This window comes from Motiliproteus coralliicola, assembly GCF_003345655.1.
Lineage (GTDB): Bacteria > Pseudomonadota > Gammaproteobacteria > Pseudomonadales > Balneatricaceae > Motiliproteus > Motiliproteus coralliicola.
Map to the genome: position 1 here is coordinate 122,099 of NZ_QQOH01000006.1, position 23,575 is coordinate 145,673.

Consider the following 23,575-nt stretch of genomic DNA (forward strand, 5'->3'; position numbering starts at 1 on the left):
TTACAGCTGTCGGGCTACCTCAGTCACTTCGAACACTTCGATCTGGTCACCGACCTTCACGTCGTAGTTCTTCACCCCGATACCACATTCCATGCCGTTACGGACTTCCTGGACGTTGTCCTTGAAGCGACGTAGCGAGTCCAACTCGCCCTCATGGATAACCACGTTGTCGCGCAGTACGCGGATCTTCTTGCTGCGGTAAACGATGCCTTCGGTAACCATACAACCGGCAACCTGGCCAAACTTCGGCGAGCGGAACACTTCGCGAACTTCGGCGATGCCGACGATATCTTCGCGCAGTTCCGGCGCCAGCATGCCCGACAGTGCCTGCTTCACGTCGTCGATGATGTCATAGATGACGCTGTAGTAGCGCATATCCACTTCTTCTTTCTCGACCAGCGCCTTGGCACTGGCATCGGCACGAACGTTAAAGCCGAAGATTACCGCGTTGGAAGCCAGCGCCAGGTTAACGTCGCTCTCGGCGATACCACCCACACCACTGGAAACTACGTTGACCTTCACTTCGTCGGTGGCCAGGTCGCTCAGCGCACTGGTCAGTGCCTCCAGCGAGCCACGAACATCGGTCTTCAATACGATATTCAGAATGGAAACCTCGTTGGCTCCCATGTTGGCAAACAGGTTATCCAGCTTGGCCGCCTGCTGACGGGCCAGCTTGATCTCTTTGTATTTGCCCTGACGGAAGTTGGCAACTTCACGCGCTTTCTTCTCATCGGCCACCACGGTGAACTCATCACCGGCATCCGGTGTTCCGTCCAGACCCATGATCTCAACCGGGATCGACGGGCCAGCCTCTTTAACCGGCTTACCGTTCTCATCCAGCATCGCCCGAACACGACCGTAGTTCAGGCCAGCCAGGACGATATCACCCTGACGCAGGGTTCCGTTCTGTACCAGCAGAGTGGCAACAGTACCGCGTCCCTTGTCCAGACGGGATTCGACCACAACACCCTTGCCCGGTACGTTCGGTACCGCTTTGAGTTCGAGCATTTCTGACTGCAGCAGCACTGCATCCAGCAGTTCGTCGATACCTTGACCGGTCTTGGCCGATACCGGAATAAATTGAACGTCGCCGCCCCAGTCTTCCGGAACCACTTCTTTAGCAGCCAGTTCGGTCTTAACCCGATCCGGATCGGCAGCTTCTTTATCGATCTTGTTGATCGCAACCACCAGCGGTACGCCGGCAGCGCGGGAGTGCTGGATCGCCTCCTCGGTCTGCGGCATCACACCGTCATCGGCGGCAACCACCAGAATAACGATATCGGTGGCTTTGGCACCACGGGCACGCATCGCGGTAAAGGCGGCGTGTCCCGGAGTATCCAGGAAGCTGATCATGCCGTGATCGGTCTCAACGTGGTAAGCACCGATGTGCTGGGTAATACCACCGGACTCACCAGCGGTTACGCGGGTGTCACGGATGTAGTCCAGCAGCGAGGTCTTACCGTGGTCAACGTGACCCATAACGGTAACAACCGGCGCACGACTCTCTTCCTCGCCCTCGTAGCTGATATCGTCCAGAACCCGATCTTCGATGCTGGATTCGTCGGCGATGGTCGGTTTGTGGCCCATCTCTTCAACCACCAACGTGGCAGTATCCTGGTCCAACACCTGGTTGATGGTGGCCGGCGCCCCCATCTTGAACATCACTTTGATGATCTCAGCGGCTTTGACGCTCATCAGTTTGGCCAGTTCGGCCACGGTGATCGCTTCGGGAATCGGTACTTCGTGCACGACCGGCGCGGTCGGCTTCGCAAAGCCCTGTTGCAGCTGGGCCGGTGCTTTCAGTTTGGTACGCTTGGGCCCTTTCATTCGACGACCATCGAACGAAGCATCAAAGCCCTGACCGCGCTTAACACCACTCTTGGGCTTGGCAGTGCGCTGGTCATTTTTGCGAGTTTCTTTGCGCTTGGGCGCCTCTTTGCGAGCCGGAGCTGCTTCTTTCTTCGGCGCAGGCGCCGCCTTGGCCTTAGCCTTGGCTTCCTGCTCCGCTTTCAGACGCGCTTCTTCAGCCGCTTTAGCCGCTTCCTGCTCCGCTTTTTTACGCTCTTCCTCAGCCTTGGCTGCCGCTTCCGCTTCCGCCTTGCGCTTAGCCGCAGCTTCAGCCTCGGCCTTCAGACGGGCTTCCTCTTCCAGTCGAGCAGCTTCTTCTTCGGCCTGGCGGTCCGCCGCACTCAGGTCTTCACGCTTAACGTAGGTTCGCTTCTTACGCACCTCGACGTTGACGGTTTTCTTGCTACCGCCAACCTTCAGCGTGCTGGTGGTTTTACGCTTGAGGGTAATTCGGCGCGGCTGCGCCTCATCGTTACTTTCGCCGTGGCTGCGCTTGAGGTGCAAAAGCAGGTTCTGCTTCTCCTCTTCGGAAACGCTGTCTGCCTGCGCGCTATGGTTAAGCCCGGCATCTTTCATTTGTTGAAGTAGGCGTTCAACCGGAACGCCTACCACTTCGGCAAGTTCCTTGACTGTCAGCTCTGCCATTGAATTGGTGCTCCTGTTGAATCGTTACTCTGCGTCCGCGAACCAGGGCGCGCGGGCTGTCATGATCAATTCACCGGCTTTCTCTTCGGTCATATCGTCGATCTCCATCAGATCGTCGATCGACTGTTCAGCCAGATCTTCCATAGTGATAACGCCTTTGCTGGCCAGTACGAAAGCCAGGTGACGGTCCATACCGTCCATGTTCAGCAGATCTTCTGCCGGCTCGGCATCATCAAGTTTTTCTTCGGATGCCAACGCCAGATTCAGCAGCGCATCCTTGGCGCGGGAACGAAGCTCGTTGATAACTTCTTCGTCCAGGCCTTCAATTTCGAGCATCTCTTCCAGCGGCACATAGGCCACCTCTTCGAGCGAGGTAAAGCCTTCCATCACCAGCATCTCGGCGAACTCTTCGTCGATATCCAGATGCTCGACAAAGGTTTCGGCAATACCGGCTGACTCTTCCTGCTGCTTGGCGGAAACTTCTTCGTCGGTCATGACGTTCAGTTCCCAACCGGTCAGCTCGCTGGCCAGACGGACGTTCTGACCACCGCGACCGATCGCCATTGCCAGGTTGTCCTCTTCCACCGCGACGTCCATGGAGTGACGATCTTCATCGATGATGATGGAGGCAACTTCGGCCGGTGCCATCGCGTTGATGACCAGTTGGGCCGGGTTGTCATCCCACAGGATGATATCGACACGCTCACCGTCTAGCTCGCCGGAAACAGCCTGGACGCGCGAACCGCGCATACCCACACAGGCACCTACCGGATCGATACGGCCGTCGTTGGTCTTCACCGCAATCTTGGCCCGAGAGCCCGGATCACGCGCCGCGCCACGAATTTCGATCACCTCTTCGGAGATCTCCGGCACTTCAATCTTGAACAGTTCGATCAACATCTCCGGGGAGGTCCGGCTCAGGAACAGCTGCGGGCCACGGCTTTCGCTGCGGACTTCCTGCAGTACCGCACGAACCCGATCACCCATCCGGAAGGTCTCACGACCGATCAACTGGTCACGACCCAGCAGCGCTTCGGCGTTGTTACCCAGATCAACAATGACATTGTCGCGAGTCACCTTCTTTACGGTGCCGCTGACCAGCTCGCCGACCCGATCCAGGTACTCTTCAACTACCTTGGCACGCTCGGCTTCGCGAACTTTCTGCACGATAACCTGTTTGGCGGTCTGGGCGGCGATACGACCGAAAGCGATCGACTCGACCTGCTCTTCGTAGACGTCACCGGCAACCAGCGCCGTATCCTTCTCGTGCGCCTCTTCCAAGGTCAGCTCGGTACCCAGCTGCGCCAGTTCATCGTCCGGCATCACTCGCCAGGTACGGAAGGTCTCGTAATCGCCGCTCTCACGGTCGATCAGAACGCGAATATCGGCTTCCTCGTCATAACGCTTTTTGGTTGCCGTCGCCAACGCCAGCTCAATCGCCTCAAAGATCACACTCTTGGGGACATCTTTTTCGTTGGATACGGCTTCAACAACCAGAAGAATCTCTTTATTCATTCCACTGCCTCTTCAAACTCCGGTTACTCGAACCGGGGCACGACATTCGCTTTGTCAATGCTGTCGATCGGCAGCAGATACTCATGCTGATCGACCTCAACAACAACATCCTCATCCTCAACGCCCTTCAACAGGCCGCTGAATTTGCGCCGTCCTTCATAGGGACTGCGCAGGCGCACTTGCACCTGGTGACCGACATACTGAGCAAACTGCTCCAGGGTAAACAACGGACGATCCATTCCTGGAGACGAAACCTCCAGGGTATATTCCGTGCTTATCGGGTCTTCCACGTCCATCACACCGCTGACCTGGCGGCTAACAGCAGCGCAGTCGTCTACTGAAATCCCGGCCTCGGCATCGATAAAAATCCGCAACACGCTATGACGCCCCTGGGAAGCAAAATCGATCCCCCAGAGCTGATAGCCGAGCCCGGTCACTACCGGCTCGATCAGCGCATTGAGCTGTTCATTTTTGGTTGCCACTTACACCTCAACCGTGCTTATTCCAGAAACAAAAAATGGGTCAAAGACCCATTCATCAAAAAACCGACCACAGTACGGACTGCTCGGTTCTTTTTGCGCCTAACAAAAAGCCCCTTTAAAAGGGGCTTTTTGTTTTAAATCTGCCTCTTAAATTCAGCCAAGCCGATCGGCCTGCCAAATTTGCGGAACAGAGTATAAAACCAGCAACCCGCTTATTCAAGCTCAGTTGCTTAAGGTTGGTGCCGAGAGCGGGACTTGAACCCGCACGACCAAAAGGCCACTACCCCCTCAAGATAGCGTGTCTACCAATTCCACCACCTCGGCAAATCTTTAACTGCTGTTAGTCAGCAGTCGGCACGTCAGACGACGGCTTAGACTCTTCCAGCGCTGGCGCCTCGACAGGCTGCTCAACGACAACTGGAGTCGGGACGCCCTCTTCGGCAATTGCGCCCGCTTTCTGCTTAGCGTATACCGCCAGCGCAAAGCTGGTCAGGAAGATACCGGTCGCCATAATCGCAGTCAGCCGGCTCAGAAAGCTAGCCGAACCCTGACTACCAAACATGGTCTGGGACGCACCGCTACCAAAGGCCGCGCCGGCCTCGGCGCCCTTGCCCTGCTGCAACAGCACCAGCGCAATCAGCGCGATAGCCAGCAGCACGTGAGCAATAAGAACAATACTCTCAATAGCTTCCATAGTTACAACCCGTCCGTCACTTCAGCTTTATTGGTTCGTCGCTGCGCGACAGATCGTTACAAAATCTTCAACTTTCAGCGATGCACCGCCAACCAGACCACCATCGATGTCCGCCATCGAAAACAGGGTCTCAGCGTTGCCCGCATTTACACTGCCGCCATACAAAATCAGCAGCTGCTCGGCGATTACCGCATCGCTCTGCGCCACCTGGGCACGAATTTGGGCATGCACTTCTTGAGCTTGATCCGGGGTCGCTGTCTTGCCCGTACCAATTGCCCAGACAGGCTCGTAGGCCACGACCGCCTCATTCAGCGCATCAGCACCCAAGGCGTCCAGCACGGCACCGACTTGGGAAGCGATGACTTCCTGCGCTCGACCTTGCTCGCGCTCTTCCAGGGTCTCACCGACGCAAAGGATCGGCGTCAGGCCCGCGTCGCGAACCGCCTGATACTTAGCGACCACCTGAGCATCGGTCTCACCGAACAGGCTCCGACGCTCGGAATGCCCGACGATCACATAGCGACAATCGAGCTCTTTGAGCATCGCAACCGAATTCTCACCGGTATAGGCACCGGATTCATACTCGCTGACGGTCTGAGCACCCAGATTGATCGAGCTACCATTCAACATGGAGCCAACTCGATCCAGATAGACCGCAGAAGGACAGACAGCAACATCCACCCCGGAAACACCAGAAAGCCCGGCCTTCAGGCCATCCATCAGCTCTGCAATACTCGACTGCGAGCCATTCATTTTCCAGTTACCGGCAACCAGTGGTTGGCGCATCTTTTTCTGCCCCTCTCTCAAGCGGGTCGCAATACTAAACAAGTTGCCCTGAACTTACAAGGTTATTTACCGCCATCGCAGGGGGCTTTCGCCCCTCGACGAGATCTGGATTCGACCCAGCGAAAAATCAGCCCTGGAGCGCCTGCTCCACCTCACCAGCAAGTTGCTCCGACAGCTGGCGAACCTGAGCAAGATCAACACCTTCTACCATCACACGGACCACCGGCTCGGTACCCGATGGGCGCAGCAATACCCGACCCTGACCATCTAGCGCCTGTTCGACATCACGCACGGCCTGCTGAACCTTCGGCAACTGGGTTGGATCCCCCTTCTGCAGCAACCGCACATTCACCATATGCTGAGGCAGTTTCTGCATTCGGGTTTTCAGTTCTGCCAGCGTTTTGCCCTGACTGACCATCGCCTGCAATACCTGCAACGCGGCAACAATGCCATCACCGGTGGTGTTTAGATTTCGACAGATGATATGTCCGGAGGATTCACCGCCAAGATTCCAATCATGGCTGGTCAACTCCTCCATCACATAGCGATCACCGACCTTGGCGCGCACGAACGGAATACCGTGCTCTTTCAACGCCAATTCCATGCCGAAGTTACTCATCTGAGTTCCGACCACACCGCCATTCAACTGACCTTCCTCTTTCAAAGCCAGCGCAATGATCACCAACAGCTCGTCGCCATCAACCTCCTCTCCCTGGTGATCGACCATGATCAAGCGATCGCCATCGCCATCAAAAGCCACCCCAAGGTCGGCTTTTTCCGCGACAACTATCTTGCGCAGCACCTCAGGAGAGGTCGAGCCACAGTCTTCATTGATGTTGATGCCATCTGGCGCGGTGGAGAGCTCCAACACTTCGGCACCCAGCTCGCTCAGCACTTTCGGAGCGATGTGGTAGGTGGCACCGTTGGCACAATCGACCACGATACGCAGCCCCTTCAGGGTCATTCCACGCGGCACAGTCCCCTTACAGAATTCGATATAACGACCGACCGCATCATCCACCCGCCGCGCCTTGCCTAAGGAGGCCGAATCAGCCGTGGTCATGGCCAGATCCATCTGCGCTTCGATGGCGGTTTCGATCTCATCGGGCAGCTTGGTGCCGTTGGCGGAGAAGAATTTGATGCCGTTATCGTCATAGGGGTTATGGGATGCACTGATAACGATTCCTGCGTCGGCACGGAAGGTTCGAGTCAGGTAGGCGATCGCCGGTGTCGGCATCGGCCCCAGCAACAGCGAGTCCACCCCCGCTGCCGCCAACCCCGCTTCCAGCGCGGACTCGAACATATAGCCGGAGATCCGGGTATCCTTGCCGATCAAAATTTTGCTGCGCCCCTGACGCGCAAACACCTTGCCGGCAGCCCAACCCAGCTTCAGGACAAAATCGGGAGTAATGGGAAATTCGCCTACCTGCCCACGAATGCCATCGGTACCAAAATACTTTCTGCTCACGCCAACCCTTCCTCTTTATCTACACATCCGCCCGCATAACCGCCTGGCAGACCTTGGCAACATCCTGTGTTGCCGCCACATCATGCACTCGAAGTATCCATGCACCCTTGACCAACGCCAAAGCCGCCGCCGCCAAACTCCCATAAAGGCGCTCATCAACCTCTTTATCCAGCACGGCACCAATCATCGACTTGCGCGAGATCCCCACTAACAGCGGCGCACCCAAACACTGCAGCTGATCAAGCCGCTGCAGCAGCAGTAGATTATGCTCCAGGGTTTTACCAAAACCAAAGCCCGGATCCAGGATCAGCTGCGTTGCATCAATACCAACGTTTGTACAAGCCTGCATTCGCTGCTCAAGAAACTCAGCAACCTGGGTAACCACATCCCGATACTCAGGAGCATCCTGCATATTTCTGGGCTGTCCCTGCATATGCATCAAGCAGACCGGCAACCCCGTCGCAGCCGCAGCCTCCAAGGCACCATGTCGCTGCAGCGCACGCACATCGTTGATCAGGCCCGCACCTACCGCCGCGCTGTGCTGGATCACCGAGGCGGTACTGGTATCCACCGATACCACCACATCAAACTCCGCCGACAGCGCTTCCACCACTGGCACAACCCGATCCAGCTCCTGCTGCTCGGAAACAGGGTCGGCACCGGGCCGGGTCGACTCACCGCCAACATCCAACAGGGTCGCACCGGCCTCAACCATTGCCGACGCTCGACGCAACACATCGTCCAACGCAACCCGCCCCCCCTGATACAACTGCCCGCCATCGGAGAAGGAATCTGGGGTTACATTCAAAATCCCCATCACCTGGGGCGTATCAAGTGGCAACTCGCGCGTGCCGAAACGAAACCTGCTGGACATAAAAACTCTTCGCTCAGGAGCTTCTCAGATAGGGTTATCAGTGGCTCTCAAATAACAAAAAGGCCGACTCGAGGTCGACCTTTGCATTCAAAGACGCTTCGGATCAGTGAATCGGCTTATCCGGCGCTTCCATGCCCGACTCGGTATCGTCATCGGACGAATCATCGGACAGCGAATCACTGATGGTCTCATCACTCTCAGCCGCTTCACCGCCGGAACGATTATTGTCGTCCTCCCAGCCTTCAGGCTCGGACACGGCCTGACGGGCCATCAACTGGTCAATCTGATCAGAATCCAGGGTCTCATACTTCATCAACGCCTGGGTCATCGCTTCCAGGATATCGCGATTATCGGTCAGAATCTGCTCGGCACGGGCGTAGCAATCATCGATAACCTGTCGGACTTCCTGATCGATCATCTTGGCGGTTTCCCCGGAAACACCTTTAGCCGCCTGCCCTGGTGCACGTCCCCACGGATCGGCATCTTCGTCGTCGTACAGCAACGGCCCCAACTTCTCAGACAGACCCCACTTGGTCACCATACTGCGAGCCAACTGAGTCGCTCGCTGAATATCGTTGGAAGCCCCCGTGGTCACACCATCGGCACCCAGGGTCATCTCTTCAGCGATCCGACCACCATAGAGACTACAGATCTGACTCAAAATCGACTGGCGAGAATGGCTATAGCGATCCTCTTCGGGCAGGAACATGGTGACACCCAGGGCTCGACCACGCGGGATAATCGATACCTTGTAGACCGGATCATGCTCAGGGACCAGTCGCCCGACAATAGTGTGACCGGATTCGTGGTAGGCGGTATTCAGGCGCTCAGCGTGGGACATCACCATCGAACGGCGTTCTGCCCCCATCATCACCTTGTCTTTCGCCTTCTCAAAGTCATCCATGCTAACGGTACGCTTGTTGCCCCGCGCCGCAAACAGTGCCGCCTCGTTCACCAGGTTGGCCAAGTCAGCCCCGGAGAAACCCGGTGTACCCCGCGCGATAACATCCGGCTTAACATCGTCAGCCAGCGGTACCTTGCGCATATGGACCTTAACGATCTGCTCCCGGCCACGGATATCCGGCAACCCAACGACCACCTGACGGTCGAAACGGCCCGGACGCAGCAGCGCCTTATCGAGCACATCGGGGCGGTTGGTTGCCGCGATCACGATAATGCCTTCGGTACCTTCGAAACCGTCCATCTCGACCAGCAGCTGGTTCAAAGTCTGCTCGCGCTCGTCATTACCGCCGCCCATACCGGCACCCCGGTGACGACCGACCGCATCGATCTCGTCGATAAAGATAATACACGGTGCCTGCTTCTTAGCCTGCTCGAACATGTCCCGAACCCGGGACGCACCAACACCAACGAACATCTCAACGAAGTCAGAACCGGAGATGCTGAAGAAAGGCACCCGTGCCTCACCGGCGATCGCCTTGGCCAGCAGGGTTTTACCGGTACCCGGTGAACCGGACATCAGCACTCCTTTGGGGATATGCCCACCCAGGCGGTGGAACTTGCCCGGGTCCTTCAGGAACTCAACCAGCTCTTGAACCTCTTCCTTGGCCTCTTCAACACCGGCCACATCGGCAAAGGTCGTTTTGATCTGGTCTTCACTGAGCAGGCGCGCCTTGCTCTTACCGAACGACATCGGACCGCCTTTGCCGCCGCCGCCGCCCTGCATCTGGCGCATAAAGAACATAAATACGGCGATAATCACCAGAATCGGGAAGCTAGCGACCAACAACTGGCTCCAGATGCTCTGCTGTTCCGGCTGCTTGCCCTCGATCACAACCCCGTGGTTGTAGAGATCATCAACCAGCTTCGGATCCTGCAGTGCCGGACGAATCGTGACAAAGCTTCCGCCGCTTTGCAGATCACCGCGAATCTCGTAGCCATCCACCACGACCCGGCTGACCTGGTCGTTCCGAACCTGCTCGATAAACTGCGAATAACTGAGCTTGTTGGATTCAGGCTCAGTATTGAAATTATTGAAAACCGTCAACAGTACCGCAGCGATAATCAGCCACAGCACCAGGTTTTTAGCCATGTCGTTCAAGCGAAGCTCCTCTAGCTACATCTTCAGCTACTTCTTACCGCCGCCCATTCAATGCGAATTGGCAACAGTCTGCACTTCTACCTTAGCCTCTATCCCTTGAAACCGCGGCAGAGCTGATAAATTTCCCGCGAACGGGCGCGGGACGAATCGGGTTTACGCGACTGCACTTTGGCAAAACTCTGGCGCATCTCAGCCAGCAGCGCATCAAAACCCTCTCCTTGAAATACTTTAGCCAGAAAAACCCCGTCCGGCTTTAAAACCTGACGGGCCAGATCCAGCGCCAATTCGACCAGATAGATCGAACGCGGCTGATCAATCGCGTTCATACCGCTCATATTGGGGGCCATATCCGAAATTACAAGGTCTACCGGACGCCCATCGATAGCGGCGAGTATCTGCTCGTAGACCGACTCCTCGGTAAAATCCCCCTGAATGAAGGTTACGCCGGCCAATGAATCCATCGGCAAAATATCCGACGAGATCACCAAACCTTCGTCACCAACCCGCTCCGCGGCAACCTGTGACCAGCCTCCGGGCGCCGCCCCGAGATCCACCACGGTCATCCCCGGCCGGAACAGCCGGCCCTTCTCATCCAGCTCGACCAGTTTGAAACTGGCCCTTGAGCGGTATCCTTCATCCTTGGCCCGTTGGACATAGGTGTCATCGAAATGTTCCTGTAGCCAACGGCCACTGCTCTTTGATCGCGCCACAAAAATTCCGTTCTGATCAGTCACGCCGCGCTACTAAGCGCCGCTGGAGTGGGGTAAAATTGCTGGTTTCCCGCCCGATGCCTAAATCCGCGACCGGAACACCGATGTGCTCCAGGCTACCGCGACGGCTCGGCCAGCAACGTAAGGAACCTCTAATTGAATTAGAGATTCCCTGAACCGAACTTAATATTATGAGCCTATCCGCTACGCAAAAAAAGCACTTCCGCAGTCTGGGACACCGTCTCAACCCGATCGTCACCGTCGCCGGCAACGGCCTCTCCGAAGGGGTTCAGCTTGAGGTTGACCGCGCCCTGGAAGATCACGAGCTGATCAAGGTGAAATTCAACGTCGGTGACCGCGAGGTCAAGAAAGCCCTGATCAGCGAGCTGTGCGACCAGACCCAGGCCGAGCTGGTTCAGCAGATCGGCAACATCGCTCTGCTCTACCGGGCCGCCGAAGAGCCCGACCCCAAGCTATCCAATCTGATGCGCTAACCCCATCAGCCGATACTGCACACCGGAACAACAACCAGACCACGATAAGGTAGCCCCGATGCCCGCGCTCACCCCGACCCTGACCCTGGCCATGGACCTGATTGCCCGCCCCTCGGTCACTCCCGACGACCAAGGTTGCCAGGAACTGCTGATCCAACGCCTGCAAAAGCTAGGCTTCGAGATCGAGCGCCTGCCGTTTGAGGATGTCACCAACCTTTGGGCGCGACGCGGCAATGACGGACCGGTGTTCTGCTTCGCCGGCCACACCGATGTGGTTCCCTCCGGTCCGGTCGAGCGCTGGAGCCACCCTCCCTTCGAGCCGCAAATCCACGAAGGCAACCTCTATGGCCGAGGCGCGGCGGACATGAAGGGCAGCATCGCCGCCTTTATGACCGCACTGGAACGCTTTATCGAACACCACCCCGATCATCCCGGCTCCATCGCCCTGCTGATCACCTCCGATGAAGAGGGGGATTTCATCAACGGTACCACCCGCGTCATCGACGTGCTGGAAGCCCGAAATGAGAAGATCGACTGGTGCATCGTCGGCGAGCCCAGCAGCACCAAAAAGGTTGGCGACGTGATCAAGAACGGTCGCCGCGGCTCGATCAGCGGCGTCTTGACGGTACACGGCAAGCAGGGCCATGTGGCATACCCGCACCTGGCCCGTAATCCGGTCCACCTGGCCGCACCGGCACTGGCCGAGCTGTCCGCCGAGGTCTGGGATCAGGGCAACGACTACTTCCCGCCGACCAGCTTTCAGATCTCCAACATCCATGCCGGTACCGGTGCCACCAACGTGGTTCCTGGCGAACTAGAGGTCAAGTTCAACCTGCGCTTCTCCACCGAACTGACCGCCGAGCAGATCAAGCAGCGTGTTCACGCCATCCTTGATAAGCACCAGTTCGACTATGCCCTCGACTGGGTACTGTCCGGCAATCCGTTTATCACCGGCGAAGGCGCACTGGTTGAAGCCTGCCAGGCCAGCATTAAGGCCATCACCGGGCGGGATACCGAGCTATCCACCTCCGGTGGCACCTCCGACGGCCGCTTCATCGCCCCGACCGGCGCCCAGGTGGTCGAGTTAGGCCCTTGCAACGCCACGATCCACCAGATCAACGAACACGTTCGAGCCAAGGACCTGGACACCCTGTCGGCGCTGTACGAGAACATCCTCGCTCGCCTGTTTAGTGAAGCCCCAGCGGCCGAGTGATCCAGCCTTGATCGACTCTCAAGCTCACAACAGCCTCGGCTGCCCGCTATGCGGACAGCCGCTAGCCGCAACCCCCAGCGGGGTCGCCTGCGTCAACAACCACAGCTTTGACCGGGCTCGACAGGGTTACCTGAACCTATTGCCGGTACAGAACAAGCGCTCCCGCGCCCCCGGCGACGATGCCGCCATGGTCAACAACCGGCGCAACTTTCTGCAACTGGGTCATTACCAGGCTCTGTCCGATGCCATCAATCATCAGTTACTGAGTCACCTTAAGAGCGGAGAGAGCGTCAATATACTCGACAGCGGCTGCGGCGAAGGCTATTACAGCACCCGCCTGCAACAGGCCCTAGAACAACAACTTTCCCCCCTGATCAGCGCCATCGATATCTCCAAGCCCGCAATCCGGGCCGCCTGCCAGCGCAGTAAAATGATCCAGTGGCTGGTTGCCTCAAGCCGCCAGATTCCACTACTACCAGCCAGCCAAGATGCAATTCTGTGCCTGTTCGCCCCCACCAGCCGGGATAGTTTTGCCAGCACCCTGAAACCCGGCGGTTTACTACTGGTTGCGACCACCGGCGAAGATCATCTGATCGAACTGCGCGAGCTGATCTACCCCGAAGTTAAACGACGCTTTTTTGACCCGACCGACAGCCTTCAGCCGGCGTTCGAGCCCATCGAAACCCAACAGGTCCAATATCGGTTCAAGCTCGACAACAACCAGACCATTCTGCAACTGTTGGCGATGACCCCGCATCAGTGGCGCACCGATGAAGCCGCACGCCTGCGACTGCAGCAGATCGAACAACTGGAGCTGACTCTGGATGTCCGCCTACAGCTGTACCGAAACAGCAACGATCAGAGTCCACGAGCCGATGCGACTCTCTAAAGGTTTCCAGTCCTGGCTGACCCGCCAGACCGAAAACCCGCGCCGCAACCTGAATCGAGTCCTAGCCGGCGCCACGCTGTTTTTTGCTGGCCTGGGCTTGATCTATTACGCCGAGAAAGCCCTGCCCAGCTCACTGACCCAGGAGATCACCGCCCTGGTCGGACTGGCGTGCCTCGCCGGCGGCGGTATACTGGCCGCTATCGGCTACCTCAGCCTCAGCCTTCTGCGAATTATCAGGTTTATCAGCAATGACCCAGACCAGCACTGAACGTCACCCGGACATCGAGATCTACATCAAGCAGCGTTCGGTGGAACAGATCAGCACCTGGCTGGAAGCGGAATTTGACCGACTGGAACTACTGCAACAGCGAGGCCAGACCTACCGTTACCAGGCCAACCTCGACGGCACCCAGATCCCCATCACCCTGATCGACCGTGCCGCCAAAGATTTCAGCAGCCTCTGGTTTGACTCGGACAGTACCCGCTGGCCACAGGATCGCGACTGCGCTCGCCAGGCCTGCCAACAACTGGAGACCGAGATTCGCTGTATCGCGTCAGGATGGAATGAAGGAGATGAACCGGACGAATGGTGGTCCATCAAGGATAGCGGTGAACAACTGATCCTCTGGCGCGGTTAAAACCCCGCAGTTGCCGCCACAGCCGCGATCAGGCAGCCACCTGCAACGACGACTGACGAATCTCATCGACCATATCGTAACCCTTGGCCAGCACCGCAGCCTGGGACAGCGGCAGCTGCTCGCCCGACGATTCTTGCTGAACCGCCGCAGGTGCACGAAAACGACCACTCAACGGCACGGTATCAAGCCAGGAAACCAGCATCTGTAGATCACCTGGACGATCCTGTTGTAGTGCCTGACCCATCCGCCCGACCAACTCCGGCGTGTACAGATGGTTTCGATCCAGTTTGGACGGAACTTCCGAATCCTGGGACGGCCCACCCGATAACTGACGAGCCCAATCCTGCGAAGCCGAGATCATACTCAGCATCATCGCAAACTGGGCACCGTCCGAGCGCCGCACCGCCGGACTGACACCGGCATGGAGCGCCTCTATTCGGGCATTAACTATCTCTTCAGAACGCATCATGTCTATCCAAACAACCGCCAACGACTCAACAAAATCCGGGACGAGACAACCAACCCGGCAATAGCGGCGTAGCCAAAGAATCGGCCAAGCAGCGCTGATCTTTAGCCTTTCTACCCCACAGAATAGCACTCGACTTCTGTTAAAAGCCGGCTATGATGCGGGCTGAATCTATACCCGAACACGCCAGAGATCCCCGATGTCCCGCTACCGCCCACCCGCTAAGCCCAGCAGCAAGTACATCACCGCTGAAGGTGAGCGCAAACTCACCGAGGAGCTGAAATACCTCTGGAAGGTAAAACGGCCACAGGTCACCGAAGCAGTGCGCGAGGCTGCCGCCCAGGGTGATCGGTCTGAAAATGCGGAATACATCTACGGCAAGAAACAGCTACGCGAAATCGATCGACGGGTCCGCTACCTGAGCAAACGCCTGGAGGACATTACCGTGGTCGATCGCACCCCAACCGATACCGACAAGGTATTCTTCGGCGCCTGGGTAACCCTGCTCGACGAGGAGGACCACGAGGTCTGCTATCGCATCGTCGGCCCGGACGAGATCGATACCGACAAAGGCTATATCAGCATGGACGCCCCACTGGCCCGGGCGCTGCTCAAAAAGTCGCTGGATGACGAAATCGAAGTCCAGACCCCTAACGGCCTCAAACACTACGAAATCATCAAAATTTGCTACGGACAGAAAAGCTAACCCCGGCACTGCTCGCCCTCTTGGCCCTTAACAACCAAACAAAAACGCTCGTCCCTCATGAATAGCATAAAAATAAAACTGATCAGCTCTCTATTTTTCACCTGCCTGCTACTTGGCGCCATCGTGTTTCTGATGACCCCGCACATGATCAAGCATGAGCTTACCGAGGACGCACTCAAGCCCACCATCAGAGCCTACCAGCAAGCAATCGGGCAATATCAGCAAACCCATCCATCCTGGGGCACCGCCGAAGATGCCAAACGCTTCGCCCTGCTCGCCGAAGCGCGCCTTGATGCCAACTCAAAACCGCAAACCAGCCACCAGATCGACAGCCTGGTGACGGACAGCAACGGATACAGCCTCAAGCCCGGCCCTACTCATCGAGCCGGGGATAAGATCAGCCTGGATATTTTTGACGATCCAGAAGAGATCAAGATTAATGGACGGGTTGTGGCCTACATCAGCCCGATCGACGAGATCCCACTATCCGCCTCGGATAAGACCTACCTACACAGCGTGGAAGAGACCCTGCAGTTCTCATTACTGGCCGCCATCGCCATGATCCTCCCATTCGCCGCCTGGAAGGGCAGCCAAATAACTCGCTCGCTGAATCAGTTGATTGAGGCTGTAAACAAGATGGCTGAAGGCGACCTGCAGCAACAGGTGAAGATCAACACCCGAGATGAGATAGGCCTGCTCGCCAACGCGTTCAACTCGATGAACACTCGCCTGGTCAATGCCTACCGAGAACTAGAAGAATCTCACCAGCTAATTGAACAACAGGCCGAACAACTCAAAGAACTGAGCATTCGCGATGAATTGACCGGACTCTACAACCGCCGTTTCTTCAACGAAGAAGCCAAACTCCTGCTCTCCAACGCTTCTCGCTACCAACAACCGCTAGCGGCGATCCTGGCCGACATCGATCACTTCAAGATGATCAATGATAATTTTTCCCACGCCGTCGGAGACCAGGTACTGCAACAGGTCTCCGAGATTCTGCTCAACGGGATTCGCAGCAGCGACCTGGTTGCCCGCTACGGCGGCGAAGAGATGGTCTTTATCCTGCCCAACACCGATCAAGCCAAAGCCATCGAGATGATGGATAGAATCCGCCTTTGCATCGAAGAGCACCCCTGGCATAAGACAGCACCCGGCCTTGCCGTCACCATGAGCTTCGGCATCTGCGCCGACAACTCGGTCGAACAGCTCCAAGCACGCCTGGAGCAGGCCGACCAACAGCTCTACCGCGCCAAGCGGGAGGGGCGCAACCAGGTCTGCATCAACCAATAACGAGCGCCAGCACCGGGACACCGACACCCATGCCGAACAAAGCGGGAAGCCGCCCACGGACACAGTCAACACCTTTGATAAGAAGAAACGAGTCAAGCTGAGAACGGCGGGACGACAGGAAACACGTCGCTGCTCGGCTACCTGTCGAGCCATTATCGCGACACGCAGACGCAACCACAGCAGATGCTAAAACACAGAAATCAAACTGGAAAAAAGGAGAAGATGATGGGTTGTACAGGATAATGCGTCGCTACGCTCCTTCCACTTGGGCTGTTATCGCTACGCGCTAACAGTGCGTCGCAGCTACGCCGCTCGGCTCGAACCCACAGGTTCTAATCCTGCACAACAAGCAGACGCAACCAGAGCCAGACGCCAAAACACAGAAATTAAACAGGAAAAAAGGAGAAGATGGTGGGTTGTACAGGATTCGAACCTGTGACCAATTGGTTAAAAGCCAACTGCTCTACCAACTGAGCTAACAACCCACTCAGGTCCCGGATGGGACAGACACTGGAAATCGGATGGTGGGTTGTACAGGATTCGAACCTGTGACCAATTGGTTAAAAGCCAACTGCTCTACCAACTGAGCTAACAACCCATTCCGAATTCCCAACTTGAAGACTGGTAGAAATCTTCAAGCGGACGCTTATTTTTTCGTGGCTCCCCGAGCTGGACTCGAACCAGCGACCAATAGATTAACAGTCTACTGCTCTACCAACTGAGCTATCGGGGACCAACCGAAAAAATGGCGGAGGAGGAGAGATTCGAACTCTCGGTAGGCTATTAACCTACGCCGGTTTTCAAGACCGGTGCATTCAACCGCTCTGCCACCCCTCCGCAGCGAGGTGCGCATATTACCGCATTCAGCCGGGGTGTCAACAACCCCGAAACACTTTTTTCTCGGTCGAGAATAGAGAGATAGAATTGATCCAAATCTGGATCGAAGAACGGCCAAAAAATAGTCTACCTTTTCCTAAGTCCGGCCCTAGGCCCGGCAACAATAATGCGATCCTTCGGGCTAAAAAATGATCGCAAAACCAAACGGTTTGTTTTAGATATTTTACAGGCGTAAATAATCTTCAATTTTCATGCTTGTTATTATTGACGGCTGTTAAAAAATTTGCATTAAGCGCCGAGCTGACGGTAAGGTTAGGCGCTTATGAGCAGCCCGACGGTACGATCTAAATCAAGCCGTTAGCGGTGCCGCTCAAAGGATCGAAAAACCTCGCCATCGGACGCTGTCTGAAGGCAAACAAAAACAGAACAATATCGGGAAAGTCGAGAATGAACTTCAAGAAAACACTCCTCGGACTGGGTATTTCTACCATGATGCTGGGCGCCACCATGGCCCAGGCAGAGATCAAGGTTGCGCTGGCAGGCCCTGTTACCGGTCCGGTCGCGCAGTACGGCGACATGCAGTTCATCGGTGCCAAGATGGCGATCGAGCAGATCAACAAGAACGGCGGTGTTAATGGTGAGAAGCTGGTCGGCGTAGTCTACGATGACGCCTGTGACCCCAAGCAAGCCACTGCGGTAGCCAACAAAATCGTTAACGATGGCATTCAAATGGTTGTCGGCCACCTGTGCTCCAGCTCCACCGAGCCGGCCTCCGACATCTATGAAGATGAAGGCATCCTGATGATCACCGCGGCTTCCACCAGCCCGAGCATCACCGAAAAAGGCTACCAGCTGGTCTTCCGCACCATCGGTCTGGACAGCCTGCAGGGCCCGTTTGCCGCCAACCACATCATCAACAGCATCAAGCCGCAGCGCGTTGCTGTCATTCACGACAAGCAGCAGTACGGTGAAGGCCTGGCCACCTCGGTCAAGGGCGAACTGGACAAGGCAGGCGTCAACATCGTGATGTTTGAAGGTGTCACCTCTGGCGACAAAGACTTCTCCGCTCTGATCGGCAAACTGAAGAAAGAGAATGTCGACTTCGTTTACTACGGCGGCTACCACCCGGAGCTGGGCCTGATCCTGCGTCAGTCCAAAGAGAAAGGCTTCGATGCTCAGTTCATGGGACCGGAAGGTGTAGGTAACCCGGACATCACCGCGATCGCCGGTGAAGCCTCCGAAGGTCTGCTGGTCACCCTGCCGAACAGCTTCGACCAAGACCCGAAGAACGCAGCTCTGGTTGATGCCTTCAAGGCCAAGAACGAAGACCCCAGCGGTGCTTTCGTCTTCCCGGCATACTCTGCTGTTCAGATCATGGCTGATTCCATCGAGGCCGTCGGCGAAGTCGACACCTACAAGATGGCTGAGCACATGCGCGCCAACAACTTCGCCACCCCGACCGGCGAACTGGCCTTCGACGCCAAAGGCGACCTGAAAGAGTTCAGCTTCGTCGTCTACAACTGGCACAAAGACGGCTCTAAGACCGCCGTTAAGTAAGCTACAGCTAGTCCTGATAAAACACCCTCTTTCACAAGAAGAGGGTGTTTTTTATTAAGGAGCCTTCAGCCACTCAGTCTTTTAGGGTTCCCTAAGGGTCACAAGTCCTATGCAAGAACAACTGCTCTATTTCGTTCAGCAACTCCTGAACGGTTTGACCATCGGTAGCACGTACGCATTGATCGCGATCGGCTACACCATGGTTTACGGCATCATCGGAATGATCAACTTCGCCCACGGTGAGGTTTACATGATCGGTACCTATGTTGCATTTATCGTCATCGCCGGCCTGACTTACTTGGGACTGGAAAGTCTGCCGCTGGTATTCCTGGCCGCCCTGCTGGTCAGCATGATGGTTGCCGCCACCTACGGCTTCACCATCGAGCGCGTTGCCTACCGCCCGCTTCGCGGCGGCCCGCGTCTGCTGGCACTGATCTCGGCGATCGGTATGTCGATATTCCTCCAGAATTTTGTCCGGCTCGCCCAAGGCTCTCGCGATATCGCGATGCCCAGCTTGGTAACAGGTGGCTGGACCTTCGGTAGCCCCGATACATTCGAGGCCAGTCTGTCGTATATGCAGGTGATCATCTTTATCGTCACCCTGGTTACGATGGGTGCACTGACCCTGTTTATCACCAAGTCGAAATGGGGCCGCGCCTGCCGCTCCTGCTCTCAGGACCTGGGGATGACCAACCTGCTGGGGATCAACACCAACAACATCATCGCCCTGACCTTTGTGGTCGGTGCCGCGCTGGCCGCCGTTGCCGGCCTGCTGCTGGGCATGTATTACGGTGTGGTTAACCCCTACATCGGCTTTATCGCCGGCCTGAAAGCGTTCACCGCTGCGGTACTGGGTGGCATCGGCTCGATTCCAGGCGCGATGCTCGGAGGTATCCTGCTGGGCACCACCGAAGCCATGACCTCGGCGTACTTCTCCAGTGAATATAAGGACGTGGTCGCATTCGGCCTGTTGATCCTGGTGCTGCTGTTCCGCCCCAGCGGTCTGCTGGGCAAGCCTGAGGTGGAGAAGATCTAATGAATAGAACACTCTACCCGGCGATTTTCGCCGCCATCGTCACCCTGATCCTGACCAGCATGATGCTGGGGATCAAACTCAAGACCGAAGGGATCAACCTGACCCTGCACTCGGCCGAAGGCTCCACCTGGACCATGATTTTCGTGGCCACCGCGGTGGTGTTCCTGTTCCAGCTGTTCCGCAATCAGTTGACCGGCCTGGTCAAACTACCGACGCTACCCACCGTTGAGAGCATGCTGCCCGAGGGCAAGAAAGGCGACCGGATCAAGACCCTGGCGGTCTGCTTCATCGTCGCCGCAGCACTGATCTGGCCGTTCTACGCCAGCCGTGGCGCGGTCGATCTGGCCACCCTGGCGCTGATCTACATCATGCTCGGCCTGGGCCTGAACATCGTGGTTGGTCTGGCCGGTCTGCTGGACCTGGGTTACGTCGCCTTCTACGCTGTCGGTGCCTATACCTACGCGCTGCTGTCGCTGTACTACGATGTCTCCTTCTGGGTCGCGCTGCCGATCTGTGGCCTGCTAGCCGCCCTGTTCGGCTTCCTGCTGGGCTTCCCGGTACTGCGACTACGGGGCGACTATCTGGCGATCGTAACCCTGGGCTTTGGTGAGATTATCCGGATCCTGCTGCTGAACTGGACCGACGTCACCGGCGGCCCCAACGGCATCAGCCGGATTCCGAAGCCGGATATTTTCGGTCTCGAGTTCTCACGCCGTGCCAAGGACCCGGACAACATGCCGTTCCACGAGTTCTTCGGTATCGCCTACGACCCCAGTTACAAGGTCATTTTCCTCTACCTGCTGGCTCTGCTGCTGGTGCTGGTCACGGTCTACGTGATCAACCGCCTGACCCGGATGCCGATCGGTCGCGCCTGGGAAGCCCTGCGTGAAGACGACATTGCCTGTCGCTCACTGGGACTGAACCCGACCGTGGTCAAGCTGACCGCCTTTACCATCGGCGCAAGCTTTGCTGGTTTCGCCGGTTGTTTCTTCTCCGCTCGCCAAGGCTTTATCAGTCCCGAGTCGTTCGTGTTTATCGAATCCGCCATCATCCTGGCGATCGTGGTACTCGGCGGCATGGGCTCACAGCTGGGCGTGATTCTGGCTGCCATTATCCTAACAGTGCTGCCGGAACTGGCCCGTGAGTTCCAGGAGTACCGGATGCTGATGTTCGGTCTGTTGATGGTGTTTATGATGATCTGGAAGCCGCAAGGCCTGGTCCCGATGAAACGCCCCCATCTGGAATTAAGCACCGGAGATAAAGCCAAATGAGTAGAGCACTGCTAGAAGTATCCGGCCTGTGCATGCGCTTCGGCGGTCTGTTGGCGGTTAACAACGTCAGCCTGTCGGTGCATGAGAAAGAGATTGTCTCGGTGATCGGCCCCAACGGTGCCGGTAAAACCACCGTGTTCAACTGCATCAGCGGATTCTATAACCCGACCCAGGGCACCATTCTGTTTGACGGCGAAGAGATCGCCGGCCTCAAGGGTCACAAAATCGCCCGCAAGGGCATGGTGCGCACCTTCCAGCACGTTCGCCTGTTCAAAGAGATGACGGTGATCGAAAACCTGCTGGTGGCGCAGCACATGCACATGAACACCAACCTGATGGGCGGTTTTCTGAAGACTCCGGCTTATCGCAAGTCCGAGCAACGGGCGATGGAGAACGCCGCCTTCTGGCTCGATAAGGTCAACCTGCTGGAATTCGCCAACCGCGAAGCCGGCAACCTGGCCTACGGCCAGCAGCGTCGACTTGAGATCGCCCGCTGCATGGTGACCCGTCCGCGCCTGCTGATGCTGGATGAACCGGCTGCCGGCCTGAACCCGAATGAGACCAAGGAACTGGATCAGCTGATCTGCAACCTGCGTGACGAGTTCGACGTCTCGATCCTGCTGATCGAGCATGATATGGGTCTGGTAATGGGAATTTCCGACCAGATCGCGGTAATCAACCAGGGCACGCCGCTGGCCAGCGGCACCCCGGCCGAGATCCGTGACAACCCGGATGTTATTAAAGCCTATCTGGGTGAGGAGTAAGCCGGGATGAGCCAAAATTCAATGTTGAAACTGGAAAACGTCTCCACCCATTACGGCCAGATCCAGGCACTCCACGACGTGTCGCTGGAGGTCAATAAAGGTGAGATCGTTACCCTGATCGGCGCCAATGGTGCTGGCAAGTCGACCCTGATGATGACCGTCTGCGGTGATCCTCGCGCCAGCGGCGGCAAGATCTTCTACGAAGGCGAGGAGATCACCCAGCGGCCGACCGATAAGATCATGCGTAACGGCTTGGCCGTGGTGCCTGAAGGGCGTCGTATCTTCTCCGGCATGACCGTGGAAGAGAACCTCAGCATGGGCGGATTCTTCACCCCCAAGGCCGATTACGACCGCAACATGGCCCACGTCTACGAGCTGTTCCCGCGCCTGAAGGAGCGGGAGTTCCAGCGTGCCGGCACCATGTCCGGTGGTGAGCAGCAGATGCTGGCGATCGGCCGCGCGTTGATGAGCAATCCGCGGATGCTGTTCCTCGACGAGCCGTCGCTGGGTCTGGCGCCGATCATCATCCAGCAGATCTTCGATATCATCTCGATGCTGCGCGACGATGGCGTCACCATCTTCCTGGTCGAGCAGAACGCCAACCAGGCGCTGCGGATCGCCGATCGCGGCTATGTGCTGGAGAACGGTCGTATCGTGCTGCAGGATACTGGTGAAGCCCTGCTGACCAACGACGAGGTGCGCAACGCCTACCTTGGCGGCTAAGACCCCCGTCTGCCGGAGCGGCCTGTTCCGCTCCGGCAACTATCCCCCCCTCCTTCATCGTCCTCAACACCCCAGATCAACCACCGCTTCAGTTAACGCTAATTTATCCCCTGTTCCCCTGACTCAACCCCCTGTTAGCTCTTCCGTCCTGCCTTCTGCTCGGGGTACAGTGTGGCTCCAACTACGAGGTATCAGCATGACATTCTCAATCGATCACCCGATTCGTTGGGGCGACATGGACGCCCTGGGACACCTGAACAACACCCTCTACTTCCGCCTGTTCGAAGAAGCCCGCGTACAGTGGCTGGCCGAGATCGGTTCCGACTTTACCAACAGCGACCAGGGCCCGGTGATCGTCCACGCTGCCTGTGACTTCCTCTATCCCGTCGTTTACCCGGCCACCACCCGGGTCAGCATCACCGTGGAAGAGATCGGTCGCAGCAGTTTCGTATTGGCCCATCATCTGAGCACCGCCCAGCAGCCTGAGCGCACCTTTGCCGAAGGCCCCTGCAAGGTGGTCTGGATTGATTACAGACAGAACCGTTCGGTGCCGTTGCCGGATTCGATTCGCCAGAAGCTCGAGCGCTATCGCCGGGAGCAGTAA

23 protein-coding genes, 5 tRNA genes and 1 other RNA gene are annotated in these 23,575 nt (G+C 57.0%); 13 read left to right on the top strand and 16 right to left on the bottom strand.

What is annotated here, in order from left to right; all coding sequences use genetic code 11:
• The 10 genes from infB to rlmE all read right to left on the bottom strand — a co-directional run bounded on the left by infB (position 1) and on the right by rlmE (position 11,084).
• Positions 1-2,493, bottom strand: a complete 2,493-nt coding sequence (gene infB, locus DV711_RS18470; protein ID WP_114697226.1) for a translation initiation factor IF-2 — start codon at positions 2,491-2,493, stop codon at positions 1-3.
• 24 nt (positions 2,494-2,517) lie between these two features.
• Entirely contained in the window at positions 2,518-4,008 is a 1,491-nt protein-coding gene (nusA, locus tag DV711_RS18475; RefSeq protein WP_114697227.1) for a transcription termination factor NusA, read from the bottom strand.
• Between the two features lie 23 nt (positions 4,009-4,031).
• Positions 4,032-4,490 (bottom strand): ribosome maturation factor RimP, encoded by a 459-nt coding sequence (gene rimP / locus DV711_RS18480; protein ID WP_114697228.1) that lies wholly within the window; start codon positions 4,488-4,490, stop codon positions 4,032-4,034.
• A gap of 237 nt (positions 4,491-4,727) precedes the next feature.
• Positions 4,728-4,814 (bottom strand) — tRNA-Leu (locus tag DV711_RS18485).
• A 16-nt stretch (positions 4,815-4,830) separates the two neighbouring features.
• Entirely contained in the window at positions 4,831-5,175 is a 345-nt protein-coding gene (gene secG, locus DV711_RS18490; protein ID WP_243633892.1) for a preprotein translocase subunit SecG, read from the bottom strand.
• Positions 5,176-5,211: 36 nt separating this feature from the next.
• Positions 5,212-5,970 carry a triose-phosphate isomerase gene (gene tpiA, locus DV711_RS18495; RefSeq protein ID WP_114697230.1) on the bottom strand — a complete coding sequence of 253 codons (759 nt, stop codon included), beginning with the start codon at positions 5,968-5,970 and terminating at the stop codon, positions 5,212-5,214.
• A 127-nt stretch (positions 5,971-6,097) separates the two neighbouring features.
• The gene (gene glmM / locus DV711_RS18500; RefSeq protein WP_114697231.1) at positions 6,098-7,438 is read right to left on the bottom strand and encodes a phosphoglucosamine mutase; all 1,341 of its coding nucleotides are present in this window, start codon (positions 7,436-7,438) and stop codon (positions 6,098-6,100) included.
• A 19-nt stretch (positions 7,439-7,457) separates the two neighbouring features.
• Positions 7,458-8,312 (bottom strand): dihydropteroate synthase, encoded by an 855-nt coding sequence (folP, locus tag DV711_RS18505; RefSeq protein ID WP_114697232.1) that lies wholly within the window; start codon positions 8,310-8,312, stop codon positions 7,458-7,460.
• Between the two features lie 103 nt (positions 8,313-8,415).
• Positions 8,416-10,365 carry an ATP-dependent zinc metalloprotease FtsH gene (gene ftsH / locus DV711_RS18510; RefSeq protein WP_207802699.1) on the bottom strand — a complete coding sequence of 650 codons (1,950 nt, stop codon included), beginning with the start codon at positions 10,363-10,365 and terminating at the stop codon, positions 8,416-8,418.
• A gap of 98 nt (positions 10,366-10,463) precedes the next feature.
• Complete coding sequence (rlmE, locus tag DV711_RS18515) at positions 10,464-11,084, bottom strand: 23S rRNA (uridine(2552)-2'-O)-methyltransferase RlmE (RefSeq protein ID WP_114697234.1); 621 nt, start codon at positions 11,082-11,084, stop codon at positions 10,464-10,466.
• Between the two features lie 191 nt (positions 11,085-11,275).
• Between rlmE and yhbY the strand changes: the two genes are divergently transcribed.
• Genes yhbY through DV711_RS18540 form a run of 5 tightly spaced genes read left to right on the top strand, consistent with a single transcriptional unit; the run spans position 11,276 to position 14,318 of the window.
• Entirely contained in the window at positions 11,276-11,578 is a 303-nt protein-coding gene (gene yhbY, locus DV711_RS18520) for a ribosome assembly RNA-binding protein YhbY (RefSeq protein WP_114697235.1), read from the top strand.
• Positions 11,579-11,636: 58 nt separating this feature from the next.
• Positions 11,637-12,791: a succinyl-diaminopimelate desuccinylase gene (gene dapE / locus DV711_RS18525; RefSeq protein ID WP_114697236.1), complete on the top strand. Its 1,155-nt coding sequence runs from the start codon at positions 11,637-11,639 to the stop codon at positions 12,789-12,791.
• Between the two features lie 7 nt (positions 12,792-12,798).
• Positions 12,799-13,680: a putative RNA methyltransferase gene (locus DV711_RS18530; RefSeq protein ID WP_243633886.1), complete on the top strand. Its 882-nt coding sequence runs from the start codon at positions 12,799-12,801 to the stop codon at positions 13,678-13,680.
• Positions 13,667-13,948, top strand: a complete 282-nt coding sequence (locus DV711_RS18535; RefSeq protein WP_114697237.1) for a hypothetical protein — start codon at positions 13,667-13,669, stop codon at positions 13,946-13,948. Before DV711_RS18530 ends, DV711_RS18535 begins: the two co-directional genes overlap by 14 nt.
• Entirely contained in the window at positions 13,929-14,318 is a 390-nt protein-coding gene (locus tag DV711_RS18540) for a hypothetical protein (protein ID WP_114697238.1), read from the top strand. Before DV711_RS18535 ends, DV711_RS18540 begins: the two co-directional genes overlap by 20 nt.
• Positions 14,319-14,346: 28 nt before the next feature.
• Here the strand turns inward: DV711_RS18540 and DV711_RS18545 are convergent, their stop codons facing one another.
• Positions 14,347-14,784 (bottom strand): hypothetical protein, encoded by a 438-nt coding sequence (locus DV711_RS18545; RefSeq protein WP_114697239.1) that lies wholly within the window; start codon positions 14,782-14,784, stop codon positions 14,347-14,349.
• Positions 14,785-14,983: 199 nt separating this feature from the next.
• On the opposite strand from DV711_RS18545, the gene greB reads away from it, so the two are divergent.
• Both greB and DV711_RS18555 read left to right on the top strand, forming a co-directional pair.
• On the top strand, positions 14,984-15,490 hold the full coding sequence (greB, locus tag DV711_RS18550) for a transcription elongation factor GreB (protein ID WP_114697240.1): 507 nt from the start codon (positions 14,984-14,986) through the stop codon (positions 15,488-15,490).
• 57 nt (positions 15,491-15,547) lie between these two features.
• The gene (locus DV711_RS18555; protein ID WP_114697241.1) at positions 15,548-16,783 is read left to right on the top strand and encodes a diguanylate cyclase; all 1,236 of its coding nucleotides are present in this window, start codon (positions 15,548-15,550) and stop codon (positions 16,781-16,783) included.
• 223 nt (positions 16,784-17,006) lie between these two features.
• On the opposite strand, the gene DV711_RS18560 is transcribed toward DV711_RS18555, so the two are convergent.
• The 5 genes from DV711_RS18560 to DV711_RS18580 all read right to left on the bottom strand — a co-directional run bounded on the left by DV711_RS18560 (position 17,007) and on the right by DV711_RS18580 (position 17,620).
• Positions 17,007-17,141: non-coding RNA, RtT sRNA (locus tag DV711_RS18560), on the bottom strand.
• 51 nt (positions 17,142-17,192) lie between these two features.
• Positions 17,193-17,268: transfer RNA gene (locus tag DV711_RS18565), tRNA-Lys, on the bottom strand.
• A gap of 37 nt (positions 17,269-17,305) precedes the next feature.
• Positions 17,306-17,381 (bottom strand) — tRNA-Lys (locus DV711_RS18570).
• Between the two features lie 59 nt (positions 17,382-17,440).
• Positions 17,441-17,516, bottom strand: a tRNA-Asn gene (locus DV711_RS18575).
• 13 nt (positions 17,517-17,529) lie between these two features.
• Positions 17,530-17,620: transfer RNA gene (locus DV711_RS18580), tRNA-Ser, on the bottom strand.
• A gap of 447 nt (positions 17,621-18,067) precedes the next feature.
• On the opposite strand from DV711_RS18580, the gene DV711_RS18585 reads away from it, so the two are divergent.
• From DV711_RS18585 to DV711_RS18610, 6 genes are all read left to right on the top strand, one after another.
• Positions 18,068-19,177 (top strand): branched-chain amino acid ABC transporter substrate-binding protein, encoded by a 1,110-nt coding sequence (locus DV711_RS18585; RefSeq protein ID WP_114697242.1) that lies wholly within the window; start codon positions 18,068-18,070, stop codon positions 19,175-19,177.
• Positions 19,178-19,286: 109 nt separating this feature from the next.
• Positions 19,287-20,213 (top strand): high-affinity branched-chain amino acid ABC transporter permease LivH, encoded by a 927-nt coding sequence (livH, locus tag DV711_RS18590; protein WP_114697243.1) that lies wholly within the window; start codon positions 19,287-19,289, stop codon positions 20,211-20,213.
• A complete protein-coding gene (locus DV711_RS18595) occupies positions 20,213-21,484 on the top strand; it encodes a high-affinity branched-chain amino acid ABC transporter permease LivM (protein ID WP_114697244.1) in 1,272 nt (423 codons plus the stop codon). Before livH ends, DV711_RS18595 begins: the two co-directional genes overlap by 1 nt.
• Positions 21,481-22,248 carry a high-affinity branched-chain amino acid ABC transporter ATP-binding protein LivG gene (livG, locus tag DV711_RS18600; RefSeq protein ID WP_114697245.1) on the top strand — a complete coding sequence of 256 codons (768 nt, stop codon included), beginning with the start codon at positions 21,481-21,483 and terminating at the stop codon, positions 22,246-22,248. The genes DV711_RS18595 and livG overlap by 4 nt, the downstream gene beginning before the upstream one ends.
• A 21-nt stretch (positions 22,249-22,269) precedes the next feature.
• Complete coding sequence (locus tag DV711_RS18605) at positions 22,270-22,971, top strand: ABC transporter ATP-binding protein (RefSeq protein WP_114697343.1); 702 nt, start codon at positions 22,270-22,272, stop codon at positions 22,969-22,971.
• Between the two features lie 196 nt (positions 22,972-23,167).
• Positions 23,168-23,575: an acyl-CoA thioesterase gene (locus tag DV711_RS18610; protein ID WP_114697246.1), complete on the top strand. Its 408-nt coding sequence runs from the start codon at positions 23,168-23,170 to the stop codon at positions 23,573-23,575.